This window comes from Enterobacter cloacae complex sp. IR5418 (genome assembly GCF_049238105.1).
Lineage (GTDB): Bacteria > Pseudomonadota > Gammaproteobacteria > Enterobacterales > Enterobacteriaceae > Enterobacter > Enterobacter hormaechei.
Genome location: NZ_JBMKHS010000021.1, coordinates 54181 through 80574, shown reverse-complemented (window position 1 = coordinate 80574; position 26394 = coordinate 54181). Strand labels below are relative to the sequence as shown.

Below are 26394 nucleotides of genomic sequence, written 5' to 3'. Positions count from 1 at the left end.
CTACGGAAAGCTGAATATGGCGTTCTGAGCCTTCCCACCATGATCGGGGAAGACCCATATATATACACTGTAAAGCAGAATCGAGATTATCGGCAAACCAGGAGTATTTATTATGTGAGCAGACTCGCAACACTGCCAGTCTGCCCGAAAAGTTAGAGTTTATGATGCAGATAATCGCCGAGGCGGGAAAAAAGGCCGCCCTTTTCAACGCGTTCCAGCGTAACCAGCGGCCAGTGCGCCACCACCTTGTCACGATCGTAAAGCTGGATCTCCCCTACCCGCTGATGCGCGGCGATCGGCGCTTCCAGCTCTTTTTTATCCATCACGTATTTCGCTTTGATGTTCGGCACTTCCGTTTTGGGTAATGCCAGCCAGAAGTCCTGATCGGTGCCCAGCGCGATCTGCTCTTTATCGCCGTACCAGATGCGTTCGCTACCTACTTTTTTGCCGTTATGCAGGATCTGCACCGTATCGAAATTTTGCTGTCCCCAGTGCAACAGCTTGCGCGCCTGATCTTCACGTCCTTTCGGGCTGTCTGCCCCCATCACCACCGCAATCAGTCGACGCTGACCGTCCACCGCGGAGGCAATCAGGTTAAAGCCCGCGCCCGACGTGTGTCCCGTTTTCAGGCCATCCACGTTCATGGTCTTATCCCACAGCAGGCCGTTGCGGTTCTGCTGGGTGATGCCGTTCCAGGTCAGACTCTTTTCGCTATACATATGGTAGAACTCAGGCTCACCGTGGATGATGGCGCGGGAAAGCACGGCGAGATCGTAAGCGGAGCTGTGCTGACCCGGTGCATCCAGCCCGTGTACAGTTTCGAAATGGGTATCGCGAAGGTTCAGCTTTTCAACGTAGTCATTCATCATCCTGACGAACTGTGGCTGACCGCCCGCCACGTGATCCGCCAGCGCCACGCAGGCGTCATTGCCGGAATCAACAATCAGGCCGCGGCTGAGATCGCGTACGGAAACCCGATCGCCCTCCTTCAGAAACATCAGTGACGAACCGTCAAAGACCGGATTGCCTTTTGCCCAGGCGTCACGTCCGACCGTCACAATGTCATCCGGACTGATACGGTGGCTATCAATGGCGCGGTCGACAACGTACCCCGTCATCAGTTTGGTCAGGCTCGCCGGATTGCGCTGCTGATGTTCGTTGCCCGCCGTTAAGATTTGACCCGTGGTGTAATCCATCAATACCCAGGAGCCTGCCTGGATGGCAGGCGGCTGAGGTGAAAAATCCAGCGGCTCGGCAGCCAGCGCGGATGAAATACTCGAAGCGAGTAAAGAAACAGCAATAAACAGACGGCGTTTCAACGGCATATCCTCAGGTCAGTAAAAATCGATGACCTTTTTACGGGAGTTCTGATGTCGTTACCTGCCTTAATTGCAAAAAAATGTGACAGCGCGCAGATTTTTTCGGAACAAATCTCGCAAATTTCTTGCCTGACCGTGCTTTTTATTCGGACTGCTCACCCCAATCGTTTACCATAGAGACGTCAATTTTTAACAGGATGAGATTACTGGTGTCTGACTCTGCTGCGCGCCCGACTTTTTTGTTCCACGATTACGAAACCTTTGGCACCCATCCGGCGCTGGACCGACCGGCGCAGTTTGCGGCTATCCGTACCGATGACGAATTTAACATCATCGGGGAACCCGAAGTGTTTTACTGCAAGCCCGCCGATGATTACCTGCCGCAGCCAGGCGCGGTAATGGTGACAGGCATCACGCCTCAGGAAGCGCGGGATAAAGGCGTTAGCGAAGCAGAATTTGCCCGTCGCATCCACGATCTGTTTACGGTGTCCAATACCTGCGTGGTGGGTTACAACAACATCCGTTTTGACGATGAAGTGACGCGCAATATCTTTTACCGCAACTTCTACGATCCGTATGCCTGGAGCTGGCAGAACCGTAATTCACGCTGGGATTTGCTGGATATCATGCGCGCCTGCTATGCGCTGCGCCCGGAGGGGATCCACTGGCCAGAGAATGAGGACGGCTTGCCGAGCTTCAGGCTCGAGCACCTGACGCGGGCCAACGGCATCGAGCACAGCAACGCCCACGACGCGATGGCAGACGTCTACGCGACCATCGCTATGGCGAAACTCGTCAAAACCGCGCAGCCGCGCCTGTTTGAGTATCTGTTGAGCCATCGCAGCAAGCAGAAGCTGATGACGCTGATTGATGTCCCGCAGATGAAACCGCTGGTGCATATTTCAGGGATGTTCGGTGCGTGGCGCGGGAACACAAGCTGGGTGGCGCCGCTTGCCTGGCATCCGGACAACCGTAACGCCGTCATCATGGTGGATCTCGCCGGGGATATTTCGCCGCTGCTTGAGTTCGACAGCGACACCTTACGTGATCGGCTCTATACGCCGAAAGATGCGCTGGGTGACCTGCCCGCTGTACCGGTGAAACTGGTGCATATCAACAAGTGCCCGGTACTGGCGCAGGCCAATACGCTGCGCCCGGAAGACGCCGACCGGCTGGGGATTAACCGTCAGCACTGCCTCGACAACCTGAAAGTGCTGCGCGACAACCCGCAGGTGCGGGAGAAAGTCGTCGCCATTTTTGCCGAAGCAGAGCCGTTCGTGCCGTCGGAAAATGTGGATGCGCAGCTTTATAACGGTTTCTTCAGCGATGCCGATCGCGCGGCGATGAACATCGTACTGCAAACCGACCCGCGTAACCTGCCCGCGCTGGATATCACCTTCGCAGATAAGCGTATCGAGAAGCTGATGTTTAATTATCGCGCGCGTAACTATCCCGGCACGCTGGATGAAGCAGAGCAGGAGCGCTGGTTACAGCATCGGCGCAACGTGTTTACGCCGGAGTTTCTCAACAGCTACGCACAAGAGCTGGAGATGCTTTACGGTCAGTATGAAGGGAATGCCGAGAAACAGGCGCTGCTGAAAGCGTTGTACCAGTACGCGCAAGAGATTGTCTGAGTAACGGGTACAAAAAAGCCGGAGGCGATGTCTCCGGCTTTTTTTTGCCGGGTGGCGCTAACGCTTACCCGGCCTGCGAAACTGTAGGTCGGGTTGAGCGTAGCCGCCACCCGACACGGTCTTACGCGACGTCTTCGTACTGAGGAACCGGGTTGCGGAAGCTTCTGGTCACGCAAGCCAGGTAAATCAGACCGATTGCACCCCAGATCAGACCCAGAACCATTGAGCTCTCTTCCAGGTTAATCCACAGCGCACCCACCGTCAGGGCACCACACACTGGCAGCACCAGATAGTTGATGTGGTCCTTCAGCGTCTTGTTGCGCTTCTCACGGATCCAGAACTGCGAAATCACGGAGAGGTTAACGAAGGTGAACGCCACCAGCGCACCAAAGTTAATCAGCGCAGTGGCCGTTACCAGGTCGAATTTAATCGCCAGCAGCGCAATCGCGCCCACCAGCAGCACGTTCCATGCCGGGGTACGCCATTTAGGATGCACGTAACCGAAGAAGCGAGTTGGGAACACACCGTCACGGCCCATCACGTACATCAGACGAGAAACGCCCGCATGCGCTGCCATACCGGAAGCCAGTACGGTGACGCTGGAGAAGATCAGCACGCCCCACTGGAAGGTTTTACCCGCCACGTACAGCATAATTTCAGGCTGTGATGCATCCGGATCTTTAAAGCGAGAGATATCCGGGAAGTACAGCTGTAAGAAGTAAGACGCACCGATGAAGATCAGGCCGCCAATCAGCGCGGTCAGGAAAATCGCTTTCGGGATCACGCGCTCAGCGTCTTTGGTCTCTTCAGACAGAGAAGAGATACCGTCGAAGCCCAGGAACGAGAAGCACAGGATAGTCGCGCCGGTGATCATCGGCACAACATGCGCACCTTCAGACCAGAACGGACGGGTGCTGGTCAGCGTACCTGCGCCTTCCCCGTGGGAAACGCCGTAGATGATCAGCCCAACGATAACCGCAACAATCCCCATCTGAAGGATCACAATCAGGGTGTTGAAGTTAGCCACGGTCTTGATGCTGCGCAGGTTAGAGATGGTCATAAAGGCCACCAGCGCCACAACGAAGATCCACGACGGCACGGTAGGCACCAGCGCTTCGAAGTAAATTTTTGCCAACAGAATGTTGATCATCGGCATGAACAGGTAGTCCAGCAGTGATGACCAGCCCACCATAAAGCCAACCGCCGGGCTAATGGATTTCTGAGCATAGGTGTACGCAGAGCCTGCGGACGGGAAACGGCGAACCAGTTTACCGTAGCTCAGCGCTGTAAAGAGGATGGCGACCAGCGCAAAGGCGTACGCCGTTGCAACGTGACCGTCAGTAAGGCCTGATACGATACCGAATGTATCGAACAGCGTCATCGGTTGCATATAGGCAAGGCCCATCATAACAACCGGAATCAACGTAAGCGTTTTACGTAATTCCACGCGAGAGGTGTTTGGAGTTGCGTTATGCGACATAGTTATTCTCCTTTACGGTGATAACCGCCACGTAAGCGAAAAATTGCCCCATTTCTTTCTTCCTCAGCGACAACAACTGTCGGATTTTAGTAAATATCTATCCGGTACGAAGCCCGGCCTCTTGGTTTTTAGTTTCGTTTCGTACATGCAAAAAAAAATAACCGACGCCTTTTATATCGTCGATTATTCATTTGTTTGCAGCGGCGGCATTTTGCCCTATTCCAGATACAAAAGGCAATACATTGAGAAACCTGCCCATAAATTTATTTTACTAACTGGTTGATTTCCCATCATCTGCCTGAGTGTAAACTGTCGCGATAGCACTATTTGCTAAAATTTCGTCTCGCCACCAGGCGCTGGCAAGCCCGGCGGTTTGTTCATTCCAGCCCACCCACACCGATTCGTTACTGCTCTGCGCTAAAACCTGTTTTTCCACCAGCGCTCCGCTGTCAATAAACCGCTGCGCTAAATAACGGGGAAGGTAACCGCACCCCAGGCCGCTTATTTGCAGTTCCAGCTTGGTTTTAAAATCAAAAACGGTAATGGCTTCTTGCTCATCCAGCAGTTGCGATGAAATACCGCACTCGGGGCGAGAACTGTCTCCAACCACAATGGCGCGATAGTTTTTAATGACGCGTCGGGTAACAGGCTCCGGTTCACTGGCCAGCGGGTGATGAGGCGCAACGGCGAAAATCTGCTCCAGAACGCCCAGCCGGGCAAAACCAAATTCACTCAACTGAGGAGGCTCATGCAGCGCCCCAACGATGATATCCGCCCTGCCCTGTGTCAGGGCCTCCCATGAACCACCCAGCACGCCATTGATAAACACCAGACGCGTAACGCTATGGCGCTGATAGAACGCCTCTATAAGCGGGGTAAGCAGGGAAAAAGGGAAAGTATCATCGACTCCAATCACCAGCTCATTTTCCCAGCCCTGGTGAAGTTTGACGGCCTGTTTTTCCAGCTCGCGCACCGTATGCAGCACGTCACGCCCTTTCTCCAGCAGCATCTGCCCTGTACGGGTGAAACGGGCGCGATGCCCGGTGCGGTCAAGGATTTGGATATTAAGATCGCTCTCGAGCTTTTGCACGGTATAGCTCAGGGCCGAAGGGGTTTTATAGAGCTTCGCCGAGGCGGCGGCAAAGCTCCCCTCTTTTTCCAGCGCATCCAGAATAACAAGAACATCCAGCAGCGGTTTCATCTTCGCCCCCTTGCGGTGTGCGATTGCCTCCGCTGGCGCAATTATTCCATGGGCATAACCAGCGGATCGGGATACTGATACTCAAATCCCAGTTCATGGCAAATACGATTGCCATCAATAATTTTGCCTTTGCGTTCCCCCTGCACCTCACTGAATACCGGCGGCGCCAGACCCAGCTGGCGCGCCATCAGCGGGTAGAAAGTGCTGCGCGGCGGATGCGAAGGCGCACATATATTATAGATGTGCCCCCCTTTCGGAGCCTGTAAAAGCAATTCTATTGCGCCGATAACATCTTCAAGATGCACAAGATTAACCCCGTGCTGGCCATCCGGCGCGGATTTACCGGCAAAGAAGCGCCCCGGATGACGCCCCGGCCCCACCAGCCCGGCCAGGCGTAAAATATCCACCTGCGTACCCGGCAGATTGTGCAGCCAGTCTTCCAGCTCTTTCAGCACCCGGCCACTGGCGGTCACCGGACGGCGCTCGGTGTTCTCCTTCGCCGTGCCGTCGATATCGCCATAGACGGAGGTTGAGCTGGTAAAAATGATACGCGGAATATGGTGCGCCAGGGCGCTGTCGACGATCTCCTGCACCGCCTGCAAGTAAAAAGTCTCCCCCGGCCCGCTGCGCCGCGCCGGTAAGGTAATAACCAGCGCATCCACATTCATCAGTTCATCCAGCTCGTCGGTATCGCAGATAAGCTCGGGTTCGAGACGCAGCTCGACACCATCAATGCCGCACATGCGTGCCGCTTCAACCCCATCTCGGGTGGTCTTACTCCCTGTCACCTGCCAGCCTTTCGCGGCTAATGACATCGCCAGTGGCATTCCTAACCACCCTAACCCGACAATCGCGACCTTTTTCATGTACATTCTCCGCTTAACGATGCCTGTTATAAGGCTACGCCAGCCTGGTGGAACGCACAATTCATACCATCAATATGAAATGAATTAATGATCAAAAAAAGCCCTTGCTTTATGGCGTACAACTGGTTTAGGTTAAAAGACATCAAATGCATAAGCATTCAACGAGAATTTATATGACACGCGTTCCTTTTAAAAACCACCATCATCACCATCATCCTGACTAGTCTTTCAGGCGATGTGTGCTGGAAGACGTTTGGATCTTCCAGTGGTGCATGAACGCATGAAAAAGCCCCCGGAAGATCTTCTTCCGGGGGCTTTTTTTTGGACCGCATTCAGACAGGTTAAAACAGGATAACGAGGAACACAGAATGTTAGATAACTCACGTTTACGCATAGCTATTCAAAAATCAGGCCGTTTAAGCGACGATTCACGCGAACTGCTGGCCCGCTGCGGGATTAAAATTAACCTGCACACCCAGCGTCTGATCGCCCTGGCTGAAAATATGCCGATCGACATTCTGCGCGTACGTGATGACGATATCCCGGGTCTGGTGATGGATGGCGTCGTTGATCTCGGCATCATCGGTGAAAACGTCCTGGAAGAAGAGTTATTAACCCGCCGCGCGCAGGGCGAAGATCCACGCTACTTTACCCTGCGTCGTCTGGACTTCGGCGGCTGCCGTCTGTCGCTGGCCACGCCGGTCGACGAAGCCTGGGACGGCCCGGCCGCGCTGAACGGCAAACGTATTGCCACCTCTTACCCTCACCTGCTGAAGCGTTACCTCGATCAAAAAGGCGTGCAGTTTAAATCCTGTCTGCTGAATGGCTCTGTAGAAGTGGCGCCGCGTGCGGGCCTGGCCGATGCCATCTGTGACCTCGTCTCCACCGGCGCCACGCTGGAAGCGAACGGCCTGCGCGAAGTGGAAGTGATCTACCGCTCTAAAGCGTGCCTTATCCAGCGCGACGGCGAGATGGCTGAGGCCAAACAACAGCTCATCGACAAGCTGCTGACCCGTATTCAGGGCGTGATTCAGGCGCGTGAATCCAAATACATCATGATGCACGCGCCAACCGAGCGTCTGGAGGAAGTGATTGCCCTGCTGCCAGGCGCAGAGCGTCCTACCATTCTGCCGCTGGCGGGCGACCAGCAGCGTGTGGCGATGCACATGGTCAGCAGTGAAACCCTGTTCTGGGAAACGATGGAAAAACTGAAGGCGCTGGGCGCAAGCTCCATTCTGGTGCTGCCAATTGAGAAGATGATGGAGTAACGACCATGAGTTATAGCACAATCATCGACTGGAATACCTGTAGCGACGCGCAACAGCGCGAGCTGCTGATGCGCCCGGCAATTTCCGCCTCGGAGAGCATCACCCGCACCGTGGCGGAGATCCTCGATAACGTCAAAGCCCGCGGGGACGACGCGCTGCGCGAGTACAGCGCGAAGTTTGATAAAACTGAGGTCGGCGCGTTACAGGTCACCGCGCAGGAGATCGCCGGGGCGGAAAGCCGCCTTGGGGATGAGATCAAACAGGCGATGGCCGTCGCGGTAAAAAATATTGATACCTTCCACACCGCGCAAAAATTGCAGGCGGTGGATGTGGAAACCCTGCCCGGCGTGCGCTGCCAGCAGGTGACGCGCCCGGTGGCGTCCGTCGGCCTCTATATCCCTGGCGGCTCTGCCCCGCTGTTTTCGACTGTCCTGATGCTGGCCACCCCGGCACGTATTGCCGGTTGTCAGAAGGTGGTGCTCTGCTCTCCGCCACCGATCGCCGATGAGATTCTGTATGCGGCGAAGCTGTGCGGCGTGCAGGCGATCTATAAAGTGGGCGGTGCGCAGGCGATTTCCGCCCTGGCGTTCGGCACGGAATCCATTCCAAAGGTCGACAAAATCTTTGGCCCGGGCAATGCGTACGTGACCGAAGCGAAGCGCCAGGTCAGCCAGCGTCTGGACGGCGCGGCGATTGATATGCCTGCCGGTCCGTCTGAGGTGCTGGTAATTGCCGACAGCGGCGCCACCCCGGATTTCGTGGCCTCTGACCTGCTCTCGCAGGCCGAGCACGGCCCTGACTCCCAGGTGATTTTACTGACGCCAGATGCCGACATGGCAAAACGCGTGGGCGACGCCGTGGAGCGTCAGCTGGCTGACCTGCCGCGTGCGGAAACGGCGCGTCAGGCGTTGTCTGCCAGCCGCCTGATTGTGGCCCGGGATCTCGACCAGTGCATCGCCATCTCCAACCAGTATGGGCCGGAACACCTGATCATTCAGACCCGCAACGCGCGCGATCTGGTCGACAGCATAACCAGCGCAGGCTCGGTGTTCCTCGGCGACTGGTCCCCGGAATCCGCCGGGGATTACGCCTCCGGCACCAACCACGTGCTGCCGACGTATGGTTATACCTCAACCTGCTCCAGCCTGGGACTGGCGGATTTCCAGAAGCGCATGACCGTGCAGGAACTCTCCCGCGAAGGGTTTGCGTCACTGGCTTCTACTATTGAAACCCTGGCCGCCGCCGAGCGCCTGACTGCCCACAAAAATGCCGTGACGCTGCGCGTTGCCGCCCTGAAGGAGCAAGCATGAACATTGAAGAATTAGCCCGCGAAAATGTCCGTCGCCTGACGCCCTATCAGTCTGCGCGTCGTCTGGGCGGGAATGGCGACGTCTGGCTGAATGCCAACGAATATCCCACGGCGGTGGCCTTTGAGCTGTCGCAGCAGACGCTGAACCGCTACCCGGAGTGTCAGCCGAAAGCGGTGATCGAGAACTACGCGCAGTACGCGGGCGTGAAGCCTGAGCAGGTGCTGGTCAGCCGTGGGGCGGATGAAGGTATTGAGCTGCTGATCCGCGCCTTCTGTGAGCCGGGTAAAGATGCGGTGATGTACTGCCAGCCCACCTACGGGATGTACAGCGTCAGCGCCGAAACCTTTGGCGTGGCCTGCCGCAACGTGCAGGCGCTGGACAACTGGCAGCTGGATTTGCAGGGCATCGCCGATAACCTCGACGGCGTAAAGGTGGTGTTTGTCTGTAGTCCTAACAACCCCACCGGGCAGATTATTCATCCGCAGGATATCCGCACCCTGCTGGAGATGACGCGCGGCAAGGCGCTGGTCGTAGCCGACGAAGCCTATATTGAATTCTGCCCACAGGCGACGCTGGCAGGCTGGCTTGAGGAGTATCCGCATCTCGTTGTGTTGCGTACGCTTTCCAAAGCCTTCGCCCTCGCCGGGCTTCGCTGCGGATTTACGCTGGCGAATAAAGCGGTTATCGACCTGCTGCTGAAAGTCATCGCCCCGTATCCGCTCTCAACGCCGGTTGCCGATATTGCGGCACAGGCGCTGGCCCCGCAGGGCATCAGCGCGATGCGCAAGCGTGTGGCGCAGATCCTGGAAGAGCGTCAGTATCTTGTCGATGCCCTGAAAACGATTCCGTGCGTGGAGCAGGTGTTCGACTCGGAGACCAACTACATCCTGGTGCGCTTCACCGCCTCAAGTGCGATATTTAAATCGTTGTGGGATCAGGGCATTATCTTACGAGACCAGAATAAACAACCTACCCTGAGCGGCTGCCTGCGTATTACCGTCGGCACCCGTGCAGAGAGCCAGCGCGTGATTGACGCCCTGAAAGCGGAGAAAGTATGAGTCAGAAGTATCTCTTTATCGATCGTGACGGCACCATTATCTCGGAGCCACCCAGCGATTTTCAGGTCGACCGTTTCGACAAGCTGGCGTTTGAGCCCGAGGTGATCCCGGTGCTGCTGAAGCTTCAGAAAGCAGGCTATAAGCTGGTGATGATCACCAACCAGGACGGTCTGGGCACCGACAGCTTCCCGCAGGCGGACTTTGACGGCCCGCACAACCTGATGATGCAGGTACTGACCTCCCAGGGCATCGCCTTCGACGAAGTGCTGATCTGCCCGCATATGCCTGCCGACGAGTGCGACTGCCGCAAGCCAAAAGTGAAGCTTGTTGAACGTTATCTGGCGGAAGAGGCGCTGGATAAAGCCAACAGCTACGTCATCGGCGATCGCGTCACGGATATCACGCTGGCGGAAAACATGGGCATCGCGGGCCTGCGCTATAACCGCGACACGCTAAACTGGGCGATGATTGGGGAGCAGCTCACCAGACGCGACCGCTATTCCCACGTTGAACGCAACACCAAAGAGACGCAAATCGACGTGAAGGTCTGGCTCGATCGCGAAGGCGGCAGCAAGATCCACACCGGCGTCGGTTTCTTCGACCACATGCTGGATCAAATCGCCACTCACGGCGGCTTCCGCATGGAGATCACCGTTAAGGGCGACCTGTATATCGACGATCACCACACCGTGGAAGATACCGGCCTGGCGCTGGGCGAAGCCCTGAAGCTGGCGCTCGGCGACAAGCGCGGCATCAACCGCTTCGGCTTTGTTCTGCCGATGGACGAGTGCCTGGCACGCTGCGCGATGGATATCTCCGGGCGTCCGCACCTGGAATACAAAGCCGACTTTACCTACCAGCGCGTGGGCGATCTCAGCACCGAGATGGTGGAACACTTCTTCCGCTCGCTTTCTTACACCATGGGCCTGACGCTGCACCTGAAAACCAAAGGCAAAAACGATCACCACCGCGTCGAGAGCCTGTTTAAAGCCTTTGGCCGCACCCTGCGCCAGGCGATCCGCGTGGAAGGTGACGCCCTGCCCTCGTCGAAAGGAGTGCTGTAATGAACGTGGTGATTCTGGATACCGGATGCGCCAACCTGAACTCGGTACAGTCGGCGATTATGCGCCACGGCTATGAGCCGGTGGTGAGCCGCGACCCGGACGTGGTGCTGCGCGCGGATAAACTTTTTCTGCCGGGCGTAGGCACCGCCCAGGCGGCGATGGATCAGATCCATGAGCGCGAGCTGGTTGATCTCATCAAAGCCTGTACTCAACCGGTGCTGGGCATTTGCCTCGGCATGCAGCTGCTTGGCCGCCGCAGCGAAGAGAGCAACGGCGTTGATCTGCTGGGTATTATTGAAGAAGACGTGCCAAAAATGACCGACCACGGCCTGCCGCTGCCGCACATGGGCTGGAACCGCGTTTATCCCAAAGCGGGCAACAGGCTGTTTCAGGGTATCGAAGACGGCGCGTACTTCTACTTCGTCCACAGCTACGCCATGCCGGTGAATACCTGCACCATCGCCCAGTGCAATTACGGCGAGGCGTTCACCGCCGCAGTACAGAAAGATAATTTTTACGGCGTGCAATTTCACCCGGAACGCTCCGGCGCCGCTGGCGCGCAGCTGCTGAAAAATTTCCTGGAGATGTGATGATAATTCCCGCTTTAGATTTAATTGACGGCACGGTTGTTCGTCTCCATCAGGGCGATTACGGACAGCAGCGCGACTACGGCAACGACCCGCTCCCGCGGTTACAGGCTTACGCCGCCGAGGGCGCTGAGGTATTGCACCTGGTCGATCTGACCGGCGCGAAGGATCCGGCGAAGCGCCAGATCCCGCTGCTTAAAACCCTGGTGGCTGGCGTGAACGTTCCCGTGCAGGTTGGCGGCGGTGTGCGTACGGAAGACGATGTTGCTGCTTTACTGGACGCGGGCGTGGCGCGCGTGGTGGTCGGTTCCACGGCGGTAAAAGATCCTGAGAGTGTCCAGGGCTGGTTCCGCCGCTTCGGCGCGGATGCGCTGGTGCTGGCGCTGGATGTGCGCATTGACGCGCAGGGTAACAAGCAGGTCGCGGTCAGCGGCTGGCAGGAAAACTCCGGCGTGACGCTGGAAGAGCTGGTTGAGATGTATCTCCCCGTGGGGCTGAAGCACGTCCTGTGCACGGATATCTCGCGCGACGGTACGCTCGCTGGATCTAACGTCTCGCTGTATGAAGAGGTTTGCGCCCGTTATCCGCAGGTGGCGTTTCAGTCTTCTGGCGGTATCGGCGACCTGGCGGATATCGCCGCTCTGCGCGGAACCGGTGTACGCGGCGTGATCGTGGGTCGCGCGCTGCTGGAAGGCAAATTTACGGTGAAGGAGGCGATTCAATGCTGGCAAAACGGATAATTCCCTGCCTGGACGTGCGTGATGGTCAGGTTGTAAAAGGCGTGCAGTTCCGCAACCACGAGATCATTGGCGACATTGTTCCCCTGGCTAAACGCTATGCCGAAGAAGGCGCAGACGAGCTGGTATTTTACGATATCACCGCCTCCAGCGATGGCCGCGTGGTGGACAAAAGCTGGGTGGCGCGCGTGGCAGAGGTGATTGATATTCCTTTCTGCGTGGCGGGCGGGATTAAATCTGCTGACGATGCGGCGAAAATTCTCTCTTTCGGTGCGGACAAAATTTCCATTAACTCTCCTGCGCTCGCAGACCCTGAGCTGATTACGCGTCTGGCGGATCGCTTTGGCGTGCAGTGCATTGTCGTGGGGATCGACACCTGGTTTGATGCCGCGACGGGCAAATATCACGTCAATCAGTATACCGGCGACGAAAGCCGCACGCGTATCACCCAATGGGAGACGCTGGACTGGGTGCAGGAAGTGCAAAAACGCGGTGCGGGTGAAATCGTGCTGAACATGATGAACCAGGACGGCGTACGCAACGGTTACGACCTGGAGCAGCTGAAAAAAGTGCGCGCGGTCTGCCAGGTTCCGCTGATTGCCTCCGGCGGCGCGGGCACCATGGAACACTTTCTTGAAGCCTTCCGCGATGCGAACGTTGACGGCGCGCTGGCCGCTTCGGTGTTCCACAAACAGATTATCAATATTGGTGAGTTAAAAACGTACCTGGCCGACCAGGGCGTGGAGATCAGGGTATGTTAACAGAGCAACAACAGGCGCAGCTGGACTGGGAAAAAACTGACGGATTACTGCCGGTGGTTGTACAGCATGCCGTTTCAGGCGAAGTGCTGATGCTGGGATACATGAACCAGGAGGCACTGGCAAAAACGATCGACAGCGGCAAGGTGACATTTTTCTCGCGCACCAAGCAGCGCCTGTGGACGAAAGGGGAAACCTCGGGCCACTTCCTGAATGTGGTCAGCATTGCGCCAGACTGCGACAACGACACCTTGCTGGTGCTGGTCAACCCGATTGGGCCGACCTGCCACAAAGGCACGAGCAGTTGCTTCGGCGAGGCGAGCCACCAGTGGCTGTTCCTCTATCAGCTGGAACAATTGCTGGCAGAGCGTAAGTCAGCGGATCCTGAGAGCTCATACACGGCGAAGCTGTACGCCAGGGGCACCAAACGGATTGCGCAGAAGGTAGGCGAGGAAGGCGTTGAAACAGCGCTGGCGGCCACCGTGCATGATCGGGAGGAGCTGACGAACGAAGCGTCGGATTTGATGTATCACCTGCTGGTGCTGCTTCAGGATCAGGAGCTGGATTTAACAACGGTGATTGAGAATTTGCGGAAACGGCATAAATAAAAAAGACCGGGGAAACCCGGTCTTTTTTTTGTGTGTAAATCAGGCTCTTGGTTTGTAGTTTCTCAGCGCGTTTCGACCAAGGACGACAGCAGAACCGATGATCCCGCCGAGCAGTACGGCAAGGATGAGGGTGATGGCCTTTTTAGGGCTGTCACGATAAATAGGCAAATTCGGTTTCATGACGTAACGATACACGTGTAACGTGTCTGGGTTAACGTTGAGGTTTTCGATATCCAGTAAATTCTTTTTGGTCTGATAGTAAGAGCCTGGGAAGACCAGCGGACGGGACGCCTCATTATCAACCATTGATTTGAGCGCTACGGTGCCTAGCAGGAACATGGTTTCCTGCGTAACGTCCTGCGTTTGCTGGAGCTGCGGTGTGCTAATTTTCGCCGCTTCCGCGTTCTTAAGCGCCTCAGAAATTTGCTTGATACGCAGATCTTTTTGTTCCTGAGCCACTTTCTCCTGGTTCAGAAGAGAGTCGTTCAGGGTAGTGATCTGTTGCTTGAGGTTGTCTCTGAGGTCAAGCGTCAGTTCTTTGGCCGTCTGTTCGTCGACCTGCTGGATGTACTGCGCCAACTGCTTTTGTGCTGCTTCAGCCGAATCGCTCTGATAACTGACCGTTAAAGGTACACTCTGTCCCTTTACAGTAGGCTCAATGGTCAATTTCTCGGGAAATTCCTGGTTCTCCAGCGCTTGCGCTAATGCTGAAAAAGAAGAATTAAAACGACCAATAGCACGATTTTGGATATCTAAGGTTGAAGGTGCTGCCCCGCCATAGAGGATATTCAACGCATTGGAATAGGTAGCGATTTGTGCCGCATCTGGCTGGGCTATGATAGCGGATGACGTCCATTTCTCTTTAGCAATAGTGATGTAGACAACGGCGAGAACGATAAAAGCAGCAACAAATACCCCTATTACCCACTTACCACGCCACAGCTGTAGCGCTAAATCCAGTAAATCAATTTGCTCCGGGTCATTGTTGCGTGTGACCAGGTTATTGTTGTTTTGCGTCATACAATCCCTAACAGATGAAAAAGGGCAAAAATAATCTTGTTTCCTTAGTGTATCCGTTGCTGGCGATTTTTCTATAAGAATCCGATGAGTTATATCGGAAAGATGGGTTATGTATGTCGATTCCAACGCGTTATCATAGATGAACTTTGATGCCCAGTGGCTTCAACAAGAACACAGACTAAATGAGGAAACTATGAAATTTCTGGTAACTGGCGCGGCGGGCTTTATCGGTTCTCATGTCAGCAAGCGCCTGCTTGATGCAGGGCATGAAGTTGTTGGGATTGATAACCTGAATGATTACTATGACCCTAACCTCAAGCTCGCTCGCCTCGAACTGCTCAGATCCGAGAGTTTCACCTTCCACAAGCTGGACTTAGCGGACCGCGAGGGCATGGCAAATCTCTTCGCTGAGGAGAAATTTGACCGCGTGATCCATCTTGCCGCACAGGCGGGCGTGCGTTACTCGCTGGAAAACCCGCATGCCTACGCAGATGCTAACCTGGTAGGTCACCTTAACGTGCTGGAAGGCTGTCGCCACAACAAGGTTCAGCATCTTCTGTATGCTTCATCCAGCTCTGTATACGGCCTCAACCGTAAGATGCCGTTTTCTACTGACGACTCCGTAGACCATCCGGTTTCCCTGTATGCGGCAACCAAAAAAGCCAATGAGTTGATGTCGCATACCTATTCGCATCTGTACAATCTGCCGACCACTGGCCTGCGCTTCTTTACCGTGTATGGCCCGTGGGGACGTCCGGACATGGCGCTGTTTAAATTCACCAAAGCCATGATTGAAGGCAACAGCATCGACGTATACAACTACGGCAAGATGAAGCGCGACTTCACCTATATCGATGATATTGCGGAGGCGATTATTCGCCTACAGGACGTCATTCCTCAGGCCGATGCCGACTGGACAGTCGAAACCGGTTCGCCAGCAACCAGCTCTGCCCCGTATCGCGTGTACAATATCGGTAACAGTTCACCTGTCGAACTGATGGATTACATCACCGCGCTTGAAGAGGCGCTGGGCAAAGAAGCGTTGAAAAATATGATGCCGATCCAGCCAGGTGACGTACTGGAGACCAGTGCAGACACCAAAGCGCTGTACGACGTCATTGGGTTTAAACCACAGACCTCAGTCAAAGAAGGCGTGAAAAACTTCGTCGACTGGTATCGCAACTTCTATAACGTTTAAAAACAAAAAACCCGGCAAAGTGCCGGGTTTTTTTATATCACGATTTTAATCAGTCGCTGCCGAACAAATCGCGGGTATAGACTTTATCTTTCACGTCCGCCAGCTCTTCCGCCATACGGTTGGAGATAATTACATCCGCTTCTTTCTTGAATGCATCCAGATCGCGAATGACGCGAGAGTGGAAGAACTCGTCTTCCTGCATGGCCGGTTCATAAATAATGACCTGTACGCCCTTCGCCTTAATACGCTTCATGATCCCCTGAATGGAAGAAGCGCGGAAGTTATCGGAACCGCTCTTCATGATCAGGCGATACACGCCCACCACTTTCGGCTGACGCGCGAGAATGGAATCCGAGATGAAGTCTTTACGCGTGCGGTTGGCATCCACAATGGCGGAAATCAGGTTGTTCGGCACCGCCTGATAGTTAGCCAGCAGCTGCTTGGTATCTTTTGGCAGGCAGTAGCCACCATAACCGAAGGATGGGTTGTTGTAATGGTTACCGATACGCGGGTCAAGACACACGCCCTCGATGATCTGACGGGTGTTCAGACCTAAGCTCTCGGCATAGCTGTCAAGTTCGTTGAAGTAAGCCACACGCATTGCCAGATAGGTATTGGCGAAAAGCTTAATGGCCTCAGCTTCTGTGGAATCGGTGAACAGCACCGGAATATCTTTTTTGATTGCGCCTTCCTGAAGCAACGCAGCAAAACGCTCCGCACGCTCGGAACGCTCGCCAATCACGATACGGGATGGGTGCAGGTTATCGTATAACGCCCTGCCCTCGCGGAGAAATTCCGGCGAGAAGAAGACATTATCAATACCCAACTCTTCTTTAATCGATTTGGTGAAACCCACTGGAATTGTCGACTTGATGATCATCACCGCGTTAGGGTTGATTGCCGTAACGTCTTTAATCACCGCTTCAACGGTAGAGGTATTGAAGTAGTTGGTTTTAGGATCATAGTCGGTTGGCGTGGCGATGATGACGAAATCCGCATCACGGTAAGCGTCTTCTTTGTCCGTGGTAGCGCGGAAGTTCAGCGGTTTGGTCGCGAGGTATTCTTCAATCTCTTTATCGACGATCGGGGACTTCTTCTGGTTAAGCATGTCCACTTTTGCCTGCACGATATCCAGCGCAACCACTTCATGGTTTTGTGCAATCAGAATACCGTTTGAGAGACCAACATAGCCTGTTCCGGAGATAGTTATTTTCATTAGTTTAACTTCTTCAAGTTTGAGTTTCTGGAGGCGTAAGCACACCACCGCAATAAACAACTGTTGAGGTTTTTACCTCTTAAGTTGAGGGACTGTCAAGACGAATGCCTTGCTTCAGAAAGGGATAAATGTAGTGGTTTATGCGGCAATGAAAGTGGTTGGCTGGAGAAAGTTAGTCAACATGGGCCTGAAAGCGATAAAAAAAGCCCGGTGAGACTCACCGGGCCATGCTATCAGACTGAGTTAAATCAGATTAATCCAGCCATTCGGTGTGGAACACACCTTCTTTATCCGTACGCTTATAGGTATGCGCACCGAAGTAGTCACGCTGTGCCTGAATCAGGTTCGCTGGCAAAACGGCAGCACGATAGCTGTCGTAATATGCCACCGCAGCGGAGAAGGTCGGAACCGGGATACCATTCTGCACCGCGTACGCAACAACATCACGCAGCGCCTGCTGATATTCGTCAGCAATTTGTTTGAAGTAAGGTGCCAGCAGAAGGTTTGCGATACCCGCGTTTTCAGCATAGGCATCGGTGATTTTTTGCAGGAACTGAGCGCGAATGATACAACCGGCACGGAAGATCTTCGCAATCTCACCGTAGTTCAGATCCCAATTATTCTCGTCAGATGCCGCGCGCAGCTGAGAGAAGCCCTGCGCGTAAGAGACGATTTTACCCAGATACAGCGCGCGACGGACTTTCTCAACGAACTCCGCTTTATCACCAGCGGGTTTGGCCTGAGGACCAGACAGCACCTTAGATGCCGCAACACGCTGCTCTTTCAGAGAAGAGATATAACGTGCAAATACGGATTCGGTGATCAGGGATAATGGCTCACCCAGATCCAGAGAGCTCTGACTGGTCCATTTACCGGTACCTTTATTCGCAGCTTCATCCAGAATCACATCAACCAGGTATTTACCCTCTTCATCTTTCTTGGTGAAGATATCTTTGGTGATGTCGATCAGGTAGCTGTTCAGCTCGCCTTTGTTCCACTCGGTGAAGGTCTCTGCGAGCTCCTCGTTGGAGAGGTTCAGGCCACCCTTCAGCAGAGAGTAGGCTTCAGCAATCAGCTGCATATCGCCATATTCAATGCCGTTGTGAACCATTTTCACGTAATGACCAGCGCCATCAGGACCGATATAGGTCACGCACGGCTCGCCGTCTTCAGCTACGGCTGCGATTTTAGTCAGGATTGGCGCAACCAGTTCGTAGGCTTCTTTCTGTCCACCAGGCATGATAGATGGACCTTTCAGAGCGCCCTCTTCCCCGCCGGATACGCCGGTACCAATGAAGTTGAAGCCTTCAGCAGAAAGTTCACGGTTACGACGAATGGTGTCGTGGAAGAAGGTGTTACCGCCATCAATAATGATGTCACCTTTATCAAGATACGGTTTCAATGAATCGATAGCTGCATCGGTACCTGCGCCCGCTTTCACCATTAACAGGATACGACGAGGTGTTTCCAGAGACTCAACGAACTCTTTAACCGTATAGAAAGGAACCAGTTTTTTGCCTGGATTCTCAGCGATGACTTCTTCGGTCTTATCACGGGAGCGGTTGAAAACGGAGACGGTATAACCACGGCTTTCGATGTTGAGCGCCAGGTTGCGCCCCATCACTGCCATACCGACAACGCCGATCTGTTGCTTGGACATTACATACTCCTGTCAGGTGTGGTCGCCGCGACTTATGCGCGGCTTGAATATGTTGATAATGTTAACTCAGGTTAAGGTCATGGAGGTAGCTAAAATTGCTTTTAAAATTTTCACCCGCTATAAGTGCGGGATATTACAAAATGTGGCTAAAAAACTTTTAAGCGAAATTAGTACATTGCAAAAATATTGAAACCAGGACCATAAAGGAATTTTAAAAAACAATTTAGTACTTTTGGATTTAAAATCGATGTTATGTTACGTAATAAGTCGATTGTAAATACTCATGTGTTTATCAACCACCGAGTTGACATCGAATTCTTGTTCAGCAAAATCTCTCGCAGCAATTCCCATTTTGCGTCTCAGTTCAGGTTGCTCGATTAAACTTATAATAGCGCCAGCCAGAGCCTGTGAATTTTTTATAGGGACACAGAGACCTGTTTGTCCATGAATAATCGCATCTCTGCAACCGGGGTTATTTGTAGTGACAATAGCTCTACCACATGCTGCCGCTTCAATAAGAACCTTTGGAACCCCTTCACCATAAAAAGAAGGGAGGCAAACAATATTAGATTGACTAAAAATCTCAGCAATATCTGTTCGGTGGCCTAAATATCTTACCACTCCATCTTTTGCCCATTTTTCAATTTCATGAACCATGACTGAATTTGGATTTTCGATATCAGGGGTACCAATAAGTAAAAAATCAACGTCAGGGTATTTTTCCTTAACTAGCTTGGCAGCTTCGATATATTCATAAACACCTTTATCTTTTAACAAGCGACATGCCATTGAAACCTTAACTGAGCACTCTTCCATTTCAGGCTTATAATTATAGACGTTTAGGTCAGCACCAGAACCTTTAATCAAAACTTTATCATCGCGAGTCAAACCAACAATATTACTAAGAATGTTTTCATCAGAACTATTTTGGAAAATAACAATTTTTCCTTTCCCACTGAGCGAGATTTTATAAAGCAATGAAACAGTCAACTTGATTAATCTTGCACGCAAGGCTGGGGACGTAAAAACATATCCCAATCCAGATATTGCTGATACCATTGCACTCTTTTTAAAGAATGTTTTCCGCATTAATCCTGAATATATAACTGGTTTAATAGTAATAGAATGAATAATATCAGGACGTGTTATGCTGATAACTTGTCGCACTTTGAGAAGAGTTTTCATTTCTGAAAATAGCCCAACACCACTTCTACTGAAAGGGATTTCATAAGTCTCGAATCCCATAGACTCCAGTTGCTCACGGTGAGTAGTAAAACGACATGCTAATACAACGTGGTAACCCTGCTGAAGTGCTTTCAAAGCTATTGGCAAACGATGTGAAATAAAAAACCAATCAACGTTCACGAAATACAACAACGTCCTTCGCTCATTATTAATCATTATGAACACTCTTCATTTCAATCAAATTCTCAACATATACGAAAATTTTTTCACCCGAATTATTATTTTTTGCAAAAAAAATATCAATAACAAGCGAAACACAAAATATCAAATAACTTATTGCGTGCCAAAAATTGGCTCAAGGTAGATGTTTCTAACCGCAAAATACACACTTACAAAAATTAGAAAGAACAATGCAATTGTTTTATTCCACTTATTGGTAACTCCTGGAACCCAAAAATAAAAGCAAGTCCATCCTAACTCGAATATTCTGCTTGCAATCGTAGGAATTAGTGATGCAGGTATTGAAATCGCATATGCCGCCATAGAAATTATAAAACATCTTTTTTGAAAGACTGAAAGATTGTTAAAAGAAAAAACACCAATTATCAATGGTAATAGCAGCCCCATAAATCTTATAGATGCAAAATTAAAACTCTCGTTATCAGCCCGACTGGCATATAATCTTATCATGCTAAAATTAGAAATTAGAATACCCTGTATGAAATACAAAATAACTGCTGCTATCACTGCATAAAGAAAAATTACAGGTATTTTTAGTTTGTTGTTCGCCAACCATGCGTTGGGTATTATCAGGCCCATAATAAAGAATGCCATGGAGTAATGGAACAATATTGAAAGTATAAAAAACAAAAATGACAATTTAGTTCGTTCGTTCGATTTAAAGTAAAGACTTAAGAGAACAAAGCTTATAGCTATAGCTACACGAATCTGCGTCATTTCATGCAGAAGCCCTATTCCCATCAAATAAATAATTGCAATGAGGAATCTATTATTTGATTTAGAAAAAAGGTATTGTTTAATCGTTAATGAGATAAATGCTATGAAGACCAGTAGCACATGAATGTCAGTGTTGAGGACCTGTTTAAAAAAATAACTTATCAATACAAAGCCAAATTCAAACCTTGTATCTGAAAAAGCAAAGTTATCATTAATACTATCGTAAAAAGTTTCGTAAGATATAAAATCGCTATCCTGCCCTAACATCCGTAAGCCAAAGAATAATGATATTGCCACCATGCAAAGAAAAAGCATGTATATTCTAAAATGTTTGATAGCCAATTTAACCTCAGAAAATTTTACTTTGTTAAAAGAATTTTAACGATGTGGACCACTCACACCTTTTAATCCGTCACGAATCCCTTGAAGCATAAACTTGATTCGTGCAAGACCGTTATCACTTAATGCATAGATTATAAATTTACATGGCATAACAAATAATTTTTTGATCTTGTATTTCAGAGGGAATGAAATTTCTCTATTTGCCAATAGCCAATTTCTATAAACATAATATAATCTAAAAGGACTACATTTAGCGAAACTGCGTACTCCTAAAATGTTAACATCCTGCATACCAATATTATGTTGTAGCGTAACATTTTTGGTTGAAAGAACTTCCCAACCAAGATGTCGGGCTCGATAACACCATTCGATATCTACCAGATCGATAAACCATCCCGATTTGTTTAACCCTACATATGTAAGAGCATTTAAGGGAATCAGTGCGCCTGAGGAAATAATACTTTCTACAGAATATACACCCTCAGCGAACTCGTTACCGATATTAATTTCACGATCGTACTGAGATTTATTCCTCTCATTTATTATTAAAGGGCCTAATGCAGCTACTTGTTTATTTATTTTTGCACATTTAATATATTCATTATACATTTCAGAAATATAATTTTTCCCAATTGTTGAATCTTGGTCAAAAGTGAAAAAGATATCGCAACCTAGATTAACAGCTTTGAGGAAGCCATGGTTTTGAGCGTAAGCTATCCCCATATTCATCTTTAGATCGTCGTAGATTACATTTTCGAACTTCAAATTCGGACCTAACGTTCTGGGAATATTTTCAGGTGTATTATCAACAAGTACGACAAAGTCACATTGCTGCTTAAGCTCAATTAATAATTTCTCTGTATTTTCTTTTGTAGGGTTAAATAGAATAACTATCGCGGCTGTCTTACTTTTCATTGTCTTCCCAATTATAAGATTGATGTTTATTTCTCATAACTTGTTTTGTTTTGGAAATATACAGTGTTGCAATTCTGTACAAAAGAAAATACATACTTAGAAAAAATAATTCGATTAAAATGTTAACACGGTGCATTATCATTATTGTAAAAATGAGCAATGTCACTAACATATACCATTTTACACGAAAAAGATCTGGGTTCTTTACAAGTTTCTTAACTTTGATAAAACCATATTTCTCTTTACAAGCATGCTCAATAGTACGGACTAAAGGAAATGAGAGAATAATAAACGGAACTAAATATGGAAAATAAACACTATTTACAGATGCAATAACTGGAATTATATAGCGGCAGAGAACCACAATAAAATAGGTCAATACATTCCATCGAGAACGCAATGTATTATGATAGTAAAAACCACACAACAGTAAAACCATCAAAAGCAATATTGTTATCTGCTGGGCAAAATCAGTTTTAAAATATAGAAAAAAACCCAATACAACAGAAATTAATATTCTAGAAATCACAAGAGAAATTATATTTTTTTCTATCCATGCGCGTTGTGTTGTGGCACGAAGGGTAGGATCTTTCTCTTTTTTTACAGTTCTAAAATCATTGTCAATATATCCTATTTCATATAAGGACATTATCATAATAAAACTAGCTATGAAATTTAATACATCTCCTTTTAAAATAATTACTGTGAGCAAAAGAAAAAGAGGATAAATGATAAACCAACTAATTCTTTCATGCTTCGTTTTAATTCTGGTAATGAGAAGATAGGAAAATGGTATATATAGTTTCATAAAAATTTAATCCTTCCTAAATCCACATTGTTATGTGAAAGTAATACCAGCCACTTTTCATTATTATTTTTTCGAGTAACAATATAGGATTGTTGACTATTTTTTATTAAATTAATATCACTCATATTGTCAGTAACAACCAACTCTAGTTTTTCTGGAATAATTTTAGTATGTTTATTCCCTTTGAGATCTATATCTAATCTACCAGTGCAATAACCATTTTTATATTGTAATTTTGAAGAGTACCCGGTAACACTTAATTTCTTAGCAATTGCATCAATTACAGGATCCAGGGAAGCGGATATCAAAATAGAATCTGATTGATTTGATAAAAGTAATTTCATCGTTGTTTCATTTTCTTTAGATTTGAGAAAATCGTCAACAAAAAAAGTTGAAAATTTGAAGAGTTTATCTTTGGACTCTCCTTTTAAAGTATAGATAAAATTATCTCGTAGGGAAATTAATTTGAATTTATTTAATATTTTAAAAGGTAAAGATAGTAAAACCTTACACCATAAAAACTTAATTTTATTTCCAGCCTTTTGATGATATTGAGTAATAAAATCAAAAGTTGTATTTGAAGCATAAAGTGTAAAACAAACATCAAATACACGCATATGCATACCTTTAATGATCATTAAAATAATAAGAAGCGAAATATTATTCTGCAAAGATTGGTGAAATTACGCTTTGCTAAATATTTATGTATAAGTATATTCCATCACTTTAAATGGAAATATATAGACATCTCAGATAAGCATTTAAGTACTGTTTCATTTGATCGTTGATGTTCTGCAATAATGTGGTTATAAACATTTTCTCTTGTGCTTTGAGCCCACTCCTCTTGCTCTTTTGAGAAACCAAAAGAAATACCATATCTGTCCGATAAATTTGGATACCAATCTTCTATCGACTGCCCTTGAGCTGGTACAACATATGACGGGCAACCACATAACACAGCAAAAATTGAATAGGCGGTGTAATCATCATAACAAATGAATTTTTTAGAGCGCTTGAAAATAGCGGCTACTTCTTTATGACTTAAACCGTCAATTTGTACTGCATTAGCGGGATGTATTTTTTCTTTATAAGTTCCTTTTCTAACCATGAAACAGCAGTCTATATCTTTTACATCATTACTTTCATTATATATATCAATTGGGTAATAAATAACTTTCAATTCATGCTGAGATGTAAACGACCCGTCTCTCTGAAAATCTTTAATAGCTGAGTTAAATTTATAATACATTTCGCCAGCTTCATAATTGATGATGGATGTATGAAAACCAGGCTGATGCAGTAACCATCTTACGACATGTTTGGCCCCAAGAGGATTGCCATTAACTATTTCCGGATATATGACTATCCCATCTTCAGGAATTTTTTTCGAATTCCATAGCGGAGTATTCCATTCAGCATGCGTTTTAAAACAAGACTTCGAGCGAACTTCCCATTTTAATTGCTGAAGTATTTTTTTAATCGTTATTTTTCCTGAGTATGTTGGTTTTAACTTTACAAGAAAAGCGTTATGTTCGCTAAATTCATTAATAATATGACATAAACGATGAAGAACTACGGAACCACCACTATTCTCATCAAAAGAAGGCGCACATATAAACACTTTCATTTTTTGCTCATTTTAAAATCAAAAGAAGGTAATATTTTATGCATTCCAAAAATATAGCACATAGAAATTAGAACGCTTCCAAACCCTAACAAAGATAAATATGCAAAAGATAATAACCGGCTTCCACTAAACGCTTCGAATTTAGATATGTAATAATAATAAATGAGTTCTATAATGACCAAAGGTATAATATAAAAGATTATTATTCCTAGTCCATGTTTGAATGTTTCAGTAAGGTTATATCCTCCCCACAAAATAAATAAAAGGATAGCATTCACCGCATAAAAAACAGACGTTCCATCACCATGAAAGTTCTTAGCGATAAAAATGTTTGACGGAATTATTATCGTGCTAAAAATCACATACACGACAGTATGTTTTTTTAACTGTCCCTGGCTATAGAGAAGCAAGAATATTAGATTTGAATAAATTGAAAACACCCCTCCCAAAAACAGCCATGGTAAATATTTAGATACTTCAGTAGCGAGATGTGTATTGTTACTCCATATAAAAAGTATCTTCTCAGAAAAGAAAAACAAAAAGATGCTTAAGGGTATAGTAATAGTAATTATAAATTTAAATGCATGAAAATATAATCTTGAATATTGTAGCGTATTTTTTTCATGGAAATATTTGGTCAGTCTTGGCTGTAGATACTGATTTAAAGGATCGCTAATAATTGCCAGAATCCCCATTATAGAAATAGCGATACTATACATTGCATATTCGGATAAAGGCAGAAAACGCGTCAGCGTTAACTTATCCGATTGGTTTACCACTACCCATAGAATCGTAAGCATTGACAGCTGCAATGCAAACGAAAAGAATTTTGAAATGGATATCTCACTAGTATCATCATCAGTAACTTGTTGTTTATCGATGGTCTTTAATATGTTTTTTCTCACGCGTTCACTAAAAACAATCATCAATCCACAAGTTAACGCTGCACTCAAAAGCTGCATTATAAAATAAAAGATAACATCGCCTTTGAAAACATATAATAATACAAGTGTAAAAGGTTGCGACAGCGTTGTGTTTATTAAATTAATAGTCGTAATTGTAATCTGGGATTCATTAGAAAGTAATAAACTTCTGAATGGCCCCTGCAAATATCTTAGTGCAAAAATGCAAAACATCAGTGTTGTGCATATAATTAATGTGGAATCTTTGATATTTGTTTTTAGCCATGATGTACTAAATTTATAGCTAAATAACCCTCCCAACAGAATGAGCGATATTGTTATGCCAATAAATATTAAAATTATTTTTCGATATAATATATTGAATTTTTCAAACCGCTTAATATTTTTCTTCGATATAATGGCTTCTCTTGTTAATACCCCACCTACTCCTGCATCCAAAATACTTAAACATGCCTGTAATACTGTAAAGAAGCCAAGTAATCCATATGCTTCTACACCAATCCTCTTTATTAACAAAGGAATCAGCAAGATCGCAACGACAGCTGTATATATTCTAACGCCATATATATATGTTAATAACTTGACTTCTTTAATCATTATATAAATTTCTTGTTATTAAGAAGAAGGTTATTTGATGATAACCCTAACATTAC

Annotated in this window: 26 protein-coding genes and 1 other annotated feature; of the genes, 11 read left to right on the top strand and 15 right to left on the bottom strand. The window is 48.4% G+C overall.

The window, feature by feature from the left end:
* Positions 1-152: 152 nt before the first annotated feature.
* Positions 153-1325 (bottom strand): serine-type D-Ala-D-Ala carboxypeptidase DacD, encoded by a 1173-nt coding sequence (dacD, locus tag ACOTX7_RS16385; protein ID WP_139237274.1) that lies wholly within the window; start codon positions 1323-1325, stop codon positions 153-155.
* Between the two features lie 191 nt (positions 1326-1516).
* Between dacD and sbcB the strand changes: the two genes are divergently transcribed.
* A complete protein-coding gene (sbcB, locus tag ACOTX7_RS16380) occupies positions 1517-2953 on the top strand; it encodes an exodeoxyribonuclease I (RefSeq protein WP_407045039.1) in 1437 nt (478 codons plus the stop codon).
* A 121-nt stretch (positions 2954-3074) separates the two neighbouring features.
* On the opposite strand, the gene ACOTX7_RS16375 is transcribed toward sbcB, so the two are convergent.
* The 4 genes from ACOTX7_RS16375 to ACOTX7_RS16360 form a co-directional block, all read right to left on the bottom strand.
* Entirely contained in the window at positions 3075-4433 is a 1359-nt protein-coding gene (locus ACOTX7_RS16375) for an APC family permease (protein WP_047354513.1), read from the bottom strand.
* A complete protein-coding gene (gene yoeI, locus ACOTX7_RS16370) occupies positions 4423-4485 on the bottom strand; it encodes a membrane protein YoeI (RefSeq protein ID WP_099458931.1) in 63 nt (20 codons plus the stop codon). The genes ACOTX7_RS16375 and yoeI overlap by 11 nt, the downstream gene beginning before the upstream one ends.
* A gap of 219 nt (positions 4486-4704) precedes the next feature.
* Positions 4705-5634, bottom strand: coding sequence for a LysR substrate-binding domain-containing protein (locus tag ACOTX7_RS16365; RefSeq protein WP_221256205.1), 930 nt, complete (start codon positions 5632-5634; stop codon positions 4705-4707).
* Positions 5635-5675: 41 nt separating this feature from the next.
* Positions 5676-6500, bottom strand: a complete 825-nt coding sequence (locus ACOTX7_RS16360) for an SDR family oxidoreductase (RefSeq protein ID WP_221256206.1) — start codon at positions 6498-6500, stop codon at positions 5676-5678.
* A gap of 173 nt (positions 6501-6673) precedes the next feature.
* On the opposite strand from ACOTX7_RS16360, the gene hisL reads away from it, so the two are divergent.
* From hisL to hisIE, 9 genes are all read left to right on the top strand, one after another.
* The gene (hisL, locus tag ACOTX7_RS16355) at positions 6674-6724 is read left to right on the top strand and encodes a his operon leader peptide (protein WP_099516347.1); all 51 of its coding nucleotides are present in this window, start codon (positions 6674-6676) and stop codon (positions 6722-6724) included.
* Positions 6700-6823, top strand: a sequence feature (His leader region). (Overlaps the previous gene by 25 nt.)
* A 45-nt stretch (positions 6824-6868) precedes the next feature.
* Complete coding sequence (gene hisG / locus ACOTX7_RS16350; RefSeq protein WP_006811208.1) at positions 6869-7768, top strand: ATP phosphoribosyltransferase; 900 nt, start codon at positions 6869-6871, stop codon at positions 7766-7768.
* A gap of 5 nt (positions 7769-7773) precedes the next feature.
* Positions 7774-9078: a histidinol dehydrogenase gene (gene hisD, locus ACOTX7_RS16345; RefSeq protein WP_221812930.1), complete on the top strand. Its 1305-nt coding sequence runs from the start codon at positions 7774-7776 to the stop codon at positions 9076-9078.
* On the top strand, positions 9075-10136 hold the full coding sequence (hisC, locus tag ACOTX7_RS16340) for a histidinol-phosphate transaminase (protein ID WP_006811210.1): 1062 nt from the start codon (positions 9075-9077) through the stop codon (positions 10134-10136). Before hisD ends, hisC begins: the two co-directional genes overlap by 4 nt.
* Positions 10133-11200 carry a bifunctional histidinol-phosphatase/imidazoleglycerol-phosphate dehydratase HisB gene (gene hisB, locus ACOTX7_RS16335; RefSeq protein ID WP_221256208.1) on the top strand — a complete coding sequence of 356 codons (1068 nt, stop codon included), beginning with the start codon at positions 10133-10135 and terminating at the stop codon, positions 11198-11200. The genes hisC and hisB overlap by 4 nt, the downstream gene beginning before the upstream one ends.
* Positions 11200-11790, top strand: a complete 591-nt coding sequence (gene hisH / locus ACOTX7_RS16330; protein WP_006811212.1) for an imidazole glycerol phosphate synthase subunit HisH — start codon at positions 11200-11202, stop codon at positions 11788-11790. The genes hisB and hisH overlap by 1 nt, the downstream gene beginning before the upstream one ends.
* Positions 11790-12527, top strand: coding sequence for a 1-(5-phosphoribosyl)-5-[(5-phosphoribosylamino)methylideneamino]imidazole-4-carboxamide isomerase (hisA, locus tag ACOTX7_RS16325; RefSeq protein ID WP_006811213.1), 738 nt, complete (start codon positions 11790-11792; stop codon positions 12525-12527). The genes hisH and hisA overlap by 1 nt, the downstream gene beginning before the upstream one ends.
* Positions 12509-13285, top strand: a complete 777-nt coding sequence (gene hisF, locus ACOTX7_RS16320; protein ID WP_221256209.1) for an imidazole glycerol phosphate synthase subunit HisF — start codon at positions 12509-12511, stop codon at positions 13283-13285. The genes hisA and hisF overlap by 19 nt, the downstream gene beginning before the upstream one ends.
* Entirely contained in the window at positions 13279-13890 is a 612-nt protein-coding gene (gene hisIE, locus ACOTX7_RS16315; protein ID WP_221256210.1) for a bifunctional phosphoribosyl-AMP cyclohydrolase/phosphoribosyl-ATP diphosphatase HisIE, read from the top strand. Before hisF ends, hisIE begins: the two co-directional genes overlap by 7 nt.
* Positions 13891-13929: 39 nt before the next feature.
* On the opposite strand, the gene wzzB is transcribed toward hisIE, so the two are convergent.
* Entirely contained in the window at positions 13930-14910 is a 981-nt protein-coding gene (wzzB, locus tag ACOTX7_RS16310; RefSeq protein ID WP_221812929.1) for an LPS O-antigen chain length determinant protein WzzB, read from the bottom strand.
* A 193-nt stretch (positions 14911-15103) separates the two neighbouring features.
* On the opposite strand from wzzB, the gene ACOTX7_RS16305 reads away from it, so the two are divergent.
* On the top strand, positions 15104-16108 hold the full coding sequence (locus ACOTX7_RS16305; protein ID WP_221256211.1) for an NAD-dependent epimerase: 1005 nt from the start codon (positions 15104-15106) through the stop codon (positions 16106-16108).
* A 49-nt stretch (positions 16109-16157) separates the two neighbouring features.
* On the opposite strand, the gene ugd is transcribed toward ACOTX7_RS16305, so the two are convergent.
* The 9 genes from ugd to ACOTX7_RS16260 all read right to left on the bottom strand — a co-directional run bounded on the left by ugd (position 16158) and on the right by ACOTX7_RS16260 (position 26338).
* Entirely contained in the window at positions 16158-17324 is a 1167-nt protein-coding gene (gene ugd, locus ACOTX7_RS16300; protein WP_003859477.1) for a UDP-glucose 6-dehydrogenase, read from the bottom strand.
* Positions 17325-17577: 253 nt separating this feature from the next.
* Entirely contained in the window at positions 17578-18984 is a 1407-nt protein-coding gene (gene gndA / locus ACOTX7_RS16295; RefSeq protein ID WP_006811221.1) for an NADP-dependent phosphogluconate dehydrogenase, read from the bottom strand.
* Positions 18985-19239: 255 nt separating this feature from the next.
* Positions 19240-20385, bottom strand: coding sequence for a glycosyltransferase family 4 protein (locus ACOTX7_RS16290; protein ID WP_221812928.1), 1146 nt, complete (start codon positions 20383-20385; stop codon positions 19240-19242).
* A 117-nt stretch (positions 20386-20502) separates the two neighbouring features.
* Positions 20503-21468: an EpsG family protein gene (locus ACOTX7_RS16285; protein WP_139154313.1), complete on the bottom strand. Its 966-nt coding sequence runs from the start codon at positions 21466-21468 to the stop codon at positions 20503-20505.
* A 36-nt stretch (positions 21469-21504) separates the two neighbouring features.
* Positions 21505-22383 carry a glycosyltransferase family 2 protein gene (locus tag ACOTX7_RS16280; RefSeq protein ID WP_221812927.1) on the bottom strand — a complete coding sequence of 293 codons (879 nt, stop codon included), beginning with the start codon at positions 22381-22383 and terminating at the stop codon, positions 21505-21507.
* A complete protein-coding gene (locus tag ACOTX7_RS16275) occupies positions 22373-23191 on the bottom strand; it encodes a hypothetical protein (RefSeq protein ID WP_221812926.1) in 819 nt (272 codons plus the stop codon). The genes ACOTX7_RS16280 and ACOTX7_RS16275 overlap by 11 nt, the downstream gene beginning before the upstream one ends.
* On the bottom strand, positions 23188-23808 hold the full coding sequence (locus ACOTX7_RS16270; protein WP_221812925.1) for a hypothetical protein: 621 nt from the start codon (positions 23806-23808) through the stop codon (positions 23188-23190). The genes ACOTX7_RS16275 and ACOTX7_RS16270 overlap by 4 nt, the downstream gene beginning before the upstream one ends.
* Positions 23809-23912: 104 nt before the next feature.
* Positions 23913-24818 carry a WavQ gene (locus ACOTX7_RS16265; RefSeq protein WP_221812924.1) on the bottom strand — a complete coding sequence of 302 codons (906 nt, stop codon included), beginning with the start codon at positions 24816-24818 and terminating at the stop codon, positions 23913-23915.
* On the bottom strand, positions 24815-26338 hold the full coding sequence (locus ACOTX7_RS16260; RefSeq protein ID WP_221812923.1) for a lipopolysaccharide biosynthesis protein: 1524 nt from the start codon (positions 26336-26338) through the stop codon (positions 24815-24817). Before ACOTX7_RS16260 ends, ACOTX7_RS16265 begins: the two co-directional genes overlap by 4 nt.
* Positions 26339-26394: the final 56 nt, after the last annotated feature.

Excerpts from the sequence above, each read along its gene's own strand:
- hisF (WP_221256209.1), top strand. The coding sequence starts at position 12,509 with ATGCTGGCAAAACGGATAATTCCCTGCCTGGACGTGCGTGATGGTCAG.
- hisIE (WP_221256210.1), top strand. The coding sequence starts at position 13,279 with ATGTTAACAGAGCAACAACAGGCGCAGCTGGACTGGGAAAAAACTGAC.
- hisC (WP_006811210.1), top strand. The coding sequence starts at position 9,075 with ATGAACATTGAAGAATTAGCCCGCGAAAATGTCCGTCGCCTGACGCCC.
- hisA (WP_006811213.1), top strand. The coding sequence starts at position 11,790 with ATGATAATTCCCGCTTTAGATTTAATTGACGGCACGGTTGTTCGTCTC.
- hisG (WP_006811208.1), top strand. The coding sequence starts at position 6,869 with ATGTTAGATAACTCACGTTTACGCATAGCTATTCAAAAATCAGGCCGT.
- hisH (WP_006811212.1), top strand. The coding sequence starts at position 11,200 with ATGAACGTGGTGATTCTGGATACCGGATGCGCCAACCTGAACTCGGTA.
- ACOTX7_RS16365 (WP_221256205.1), bottom strand. The coding sequence starts at position 5,634 with ATGAAACCGCTGCTGGATGTTCTTGTTATTCTGGATGCGCTGGAAAAA.
- ACOTX7_RS16360 (WP_221256206.1), bottom strand. The coding sequence starts at position 6,500 with ATGAAAAAGGTCGCGATTGTCGGGTTAGGGTGGTTAGGAATGCCACTG.
- dacD (WP_139237274.1), bottom strand. The coding sequence starts at position 1,325 with ATGCCGTTGAAACGCCGTCTGTTTATTGCTGTTTCTTTACTCGCTTCG.
- ACOTX7_RS16305 (WP_221256211.1), top strand. The coding sequence starts at position 15,104 with ATGAAATTTCTGGTAACTGGCGCGGCGGGCTTTATCGGTTCTCATGTC.
- ACOTX7_RS16280 (WP_221812927.1), bottom strand. The coding sequence starts at position 22,383 with ATGAAAAGTAAGACAGCCGCGATAGTTATTCTATTTAACCCTACAAAA.
- ACOTX7_RS16260 (WP_221812923.1), bottom strand. The coding sequence starts at position 26,338 with ATGATTAAAGAAGTCAAGTTATTAACATATATATATGGCGTTAGAATA.
- ACOTX7_RS16375 (WP_047354513.1), bottom strand. The coding sequence starts at position 4,433 with ATGTCGCATAACGCAACTCCAAACACCTCTCGCGTGGAATTACGTAAA.
- sbcB (WP_407045039.1), top strand. The coding sequence starts at position 1,517 with ATGAGATTACTGGTGTCTGACTCTGCTGCGCGCCCGACTTTTTTGTTC.
- ugd (WP_003859477.1), bottom strand. The coding sequence starts at position 17,324 with ATGAAAATAACTATCTCCGGAACAGGCTATGTTGGTCTCTCAAACGGT.
- gndA (WP_006811221.1), bottom strand. The coding sequence starts at position 18,984 with ATGTCCAAGCAACAGATCGGCGTTGTCGGTATGGCAGTGATGGGGCGC.
- ACOTX7_RS16265 (WP_221812924.1), bottom strand. The coding sequence starts at position 24,818 with ATGAAAGTGTTTATATGTGCGCCTTCTTTTGATGAGAATAGTGGTGGT.
- ACOTX7_RS16275 (WP_221812926.1), bottom strand. The coding sequence starts at position 23,191 with ATGAAACTATATATACCATTTTCCTATCTTCTCATTACCAGAATTAAA.
- ACOTX7_RS16290 (WP_221812928.1), bottom strand. The coding sequence starts at position 20,385 with ATGATTAATAATGAGCGAAGGACGTTGTTGTATTTCGTGAACGTTGAT.
- wzzB (WP_221812929.1), bottom strand. The coding sequence starts at position 14,910 with ATGACGCAAAACAACAATAACCTGGTCACACGCAACAATGACCCGGAG.
- ACOTX7_RS16270 (WP_221812925.1), bottom strand. The coding sequence starts at position 23,808 with ATGCGTGTATTTGATGTTTGTTTTACACTTTATGCTTCAAATACAACT.
- hisD (WP_221812930.1), top strand. The coding sequence starts at position 7,774 with ATGAGTTATAGCACAATCATCGACTGGAATACCTGTAGCGACGCGCAA.
- hisB (WP_221256208.1), top strand. The coding sequence starts at position 10,133 with ATGAGTCAGAAGTATCTCTTTATCGATCGTGACGGCACCATTATCTCG.